Below are 3,029 nucleotides of genomic sequence, written 5' to 3'. Positions count from 1 at the left end.
GGACCTGACCGCCGATGACATCGTGACATTGATGGTGGCCCATCGCCGCGGCGAGATCCCGCAGCGGCTGTACTTTCTGGCGCCGGGCAAGAGAATCCTGCACGATGACCGGCTCGACGTCGACGAGCTGACGGACTGGGTCAGCGATCACCACGACGATGAGGTCCCCGTCGCGTTGCACTGCGTCACCCGCGCCCAACTGGTGGTCGCGATAACCGCGCTGCGGTCAGCCGGCGGTCACCCGCGGGATCGGATTGAACACGCCGCGGTGGTTCCCGACGACCTGGTCGCCGACTTGCTCGACAGCGGTGTCACCGTCGTAACGCAGCCCAACTTCGTCGCCGAACGCGGGGAGCATTACCTGCGGGATGTCCCTGCCGATGAATGGCCTCAATTGTGGCGGGTGGCATCGCTGCTGGCGGCAGGCATACCGATGGCCGCGAGCACCGATGCGCCGTTCGGCGGGATGGACCCGTGGGCGGCGATGCGCGCGGCCGTGCATAGATCGACCGCGACGGGAGACGTGCTCGGCCCCGACGAGCGGGTCTCCCCGCAGGAGGCGCTGCGACTCTTTCTCGGCCACCCCGACCGGCCGGCGGTGCCGCGCACCGTCGACCCGGGGCAGCCCGGGGACCTGATCGTGCTCACCGCTCCGCCCGACGAAGCGCTGGAGACGCTCGCCTCCGACCTGGTCGCCGCGACCGTGATCGGCGGCCGGGTTATTTAGCGCCGGCCGGTTGCGGCGGCCGGTAGAAGATCAACAGCTGGCCGATCGCGCCGGCCAGGCCGAGCCCCGCGGAGATGAGCAGGCCGAGCCAGCCGTCGAACCAGTTGTTGCCGAAAATCAGCCAATCCAGGCTGAATCTTCCGGCACCCAGCGTGGCGACCGCGACCGCGCTGACCGCGAGAACCAGGTTGTACTCCCAGCCCTCCTTGACGATGAAGAAGCCGTTCGGGCGGTGCACGGTCCACGCGGCGACCAGCATCAGCGCGACGAAGCCGGCGGCCGGAATCGGGGTGAGCAGGCCGGCGGCCAGGCCGAGGCCCGCCGCCATCTCGGTGGTGGCCGCGATGCGGGCGTGCAGCGTGCCGGGCTTCATGCCGATGCTTTCGAACCAGTTCGCGGTGCCGGGTATCCGGCCGCCGCCGAAGAACTTGTTGTAGCCGTGCGCCGCCAGGGTGAGGCCGAGGCACAGGCGCAGAATCAACAGCCCGGTGTCGTAGGCGTAGGCATCCATAACCACTGAACCTAGTTCATTCTGTGGGCTATGGCGCCGGCCACCGTCCTGATCTCGGGTCTCGGCATCGCCGGACCCGCCCTGGCCTACTGGCTGGTCCAGCGGGGTCACCGGCCGATGCTGGTCGAGCGCACCCGGGAGTTGCGGACCGGTGGGCACGCCGTGGACATCCGCGGTACCGCGTTGCAGGTGGTCGAACGGATGCGGCTGGACACCGCGGTCCGGGATGCCCGCACGCAGCTGTTGACGCTGTCCGCGGTACGGCCGGACGGCCGGCGAACCTACGACGTGGCCATCCGGCCGCTGCACGAACTGCGTGGCGACCGTGAGATCGAGATCATGCGCGACGACCTGGTGCGCATCCTGTATGGCGCGGTCGCCGACGACGTCGAGGTGCTGTTCGGCGACTCCGTGCGGGCGTTGGTGCGCGACGGTGACGGCCGGGTCGGGGTCGAGTTCGACCGCGGCGCGTCCCGAGAGGTCGACCTGGTCGTCGGCGCGGACGGCCAGCACTCGACGATCCGTGAGCTGGCGTTCGGCCCCGAGCGCCGGTTCACTCATCACCTGGGCGCTTACCTGTCGATCTTCACCGTCGACAATCTCCTGGGGCTGACCGACCGCGCGGTCCTGTACAACGAACCGGGCCGTGCCGCGGCGATGTTCACCGTGCGCGGCAACCGGCGCGCCAAGGCGCTGCTGCTGTTTCGTAGCGCGCCGCTGGACATCGACTTTCGGGATCAACCCGCGCACCAGGAGCTGATGCGCGAACGTTTCTCCGGGATGGGTTGGCAGACAGAGCGTTTGGTCGCAGCCATGTCGGGGGCCTACGACTTCTATTTCGATGAGATGAGTCAGGTCCGGCTGCCGAGTTGGTCGGGCGGGCGCGTCGCGCTGCTCGGTGACGCCGCGTTCGGCCCGTCGCCGATGTCGGGTCAGGGCACCTCGCTGGCACTGATCGGCGCCTACCTGCTCGCCCACCACATCGCCGTGGCGCCGGACATGCAGAGTGCACTTGCGGAGTGGGAGCGTAACTTTCGCCCCAACGTGGAACAGAACCAGCGGCTGGCCACCGACGGCATGGCCATTCTGCTGCCGGCGTCACGGCTCGGCATCTTCGCACGCAACCAGTCGATGCGGGTGTTGCCCATCCTGGCTCGGCTCGGTCGGGGCTTCGGCGGCCGCATCGACCGGGCGTCCCGCGCGGTCACGCTGCCGCCGGAGCCGTGATCGCTGTTGCTACAGCCGCGCCCGCTCGCGGGAGATCAACGAGGATTCGTAGTAGCGGCGCGATCGCGGCGGAATGACCGGCGAGTTCGGCCGCTCGAACAAACCGTGCACTGCCGTCGCCACCACGCGGACTGCGTCGGCCGACCGGTCCGCTGTCGTCGGGCGTCGGGTTGTCACCGCGGTGCTGAACAGCACCTGCTGTTCGGTGATCAGAACCGATGCCCCGGGGGCTTGCCTGCTGTCCTCGGCGGTGGTCGAGGTCGTGGCCGCACCGACCGATTCAGTGGTTTCCGCTGGTAATACGGTCATGTCGATCATTCCTTGCTGTGTGCTCCACCTGCAAGGCAATGTTCGGCTGACGCGCACCGCGAAACACGAGTAGCCGACTACCGTTGCCGTTGAGTGTGTTTGAGTGACACGCTCGCGCGGCGTCCCCTTGCGGGGTTTGGGTTCTGGCTTCACCGCCCACGGCCGCCGCTTGCGCGGGTCGGTCTTACACGGGCTCGCCAGGCCAGAATTATCGGCTGGTCTGGCCCGCCGTCTCCAGCGCTACCGCTGGAACTG

Annotated in this window: 4 protein-coding genes; 2 read left to right on the top strand and 2 right to left on the bottom strand. The window is 68.4% G+C overall.

Features of this window, described 5'->3' with window-relative positions:
- The coding region (locus ACRDU5_RS18235; protein WP_526616111.1) for an amidohydrolase family protein at nt 1-727 on the top strand (727 nt) is incomplete at its 5' end.
- On the opposite strand, the gene ACRDU5_RS18230 is transcribed toward ACRDU5_RS18235, so the two are convergent.
- Entirely contained in the window at nt 720-1,238 is a 519-nt protein-coding gene (locus ACRDU5_RS18230) for a DoxX family protein (RefSeq protein WP_526616109.1), read from the bottom strand. The genes ACRDU5_RS18235 and ACRDU5_RS18230 overlap by 8 nt on opposite strands.
- A gap of 30 nt (nt 1,239-1,268) precedes the next feature.
- On the opposite strand from ACRDU5_RS18230, the gene ACRDU5_RS18225 reads away from it, so the two are divergent.
- On the top strand, nt 1,269-2,465 hold the full coding sequence (locus tag ACRDU5_RS18225) for an FAD-dependent oxidoreductase (protein ID WP_526616108.1): 1,197 nt from the start codon (nt 1,269-1,271) through the stop codon (nt 2,463-2,465).
- A 9-nt stretch (nt 2,466-2,474) separates the two neighbouring features.
- Here ACRDU5_RS18225 and ACRDU5_RS18220 read toward each other — a convergent pair whose 3' ends face one another.
- Entirely contained in the window at nt 2,475-2,774 is a 300-nt protein-coding gene (locus ACRDU5_RS18220) for a hypothetical protein (protein ID WP_526616107.1), read from the bottom strand.
- Nucleotides 2,775-3,029: the final 255 nt, after the last annotated feature.

The organism is Mycobacterium sp. (assembly GCF_050701515.1).
In the GTDB taxonomy this organism is placed as follows: Bacteria; Actinomycetota; Actinomycetes; order Mycobacteriales; family Mycobacteriaceae; genus Mycobacterium.
Note: the sequence above shows the minus strand (reverse complement) of the source record. Positions and strands in the feature narration are given on the sequence as shown.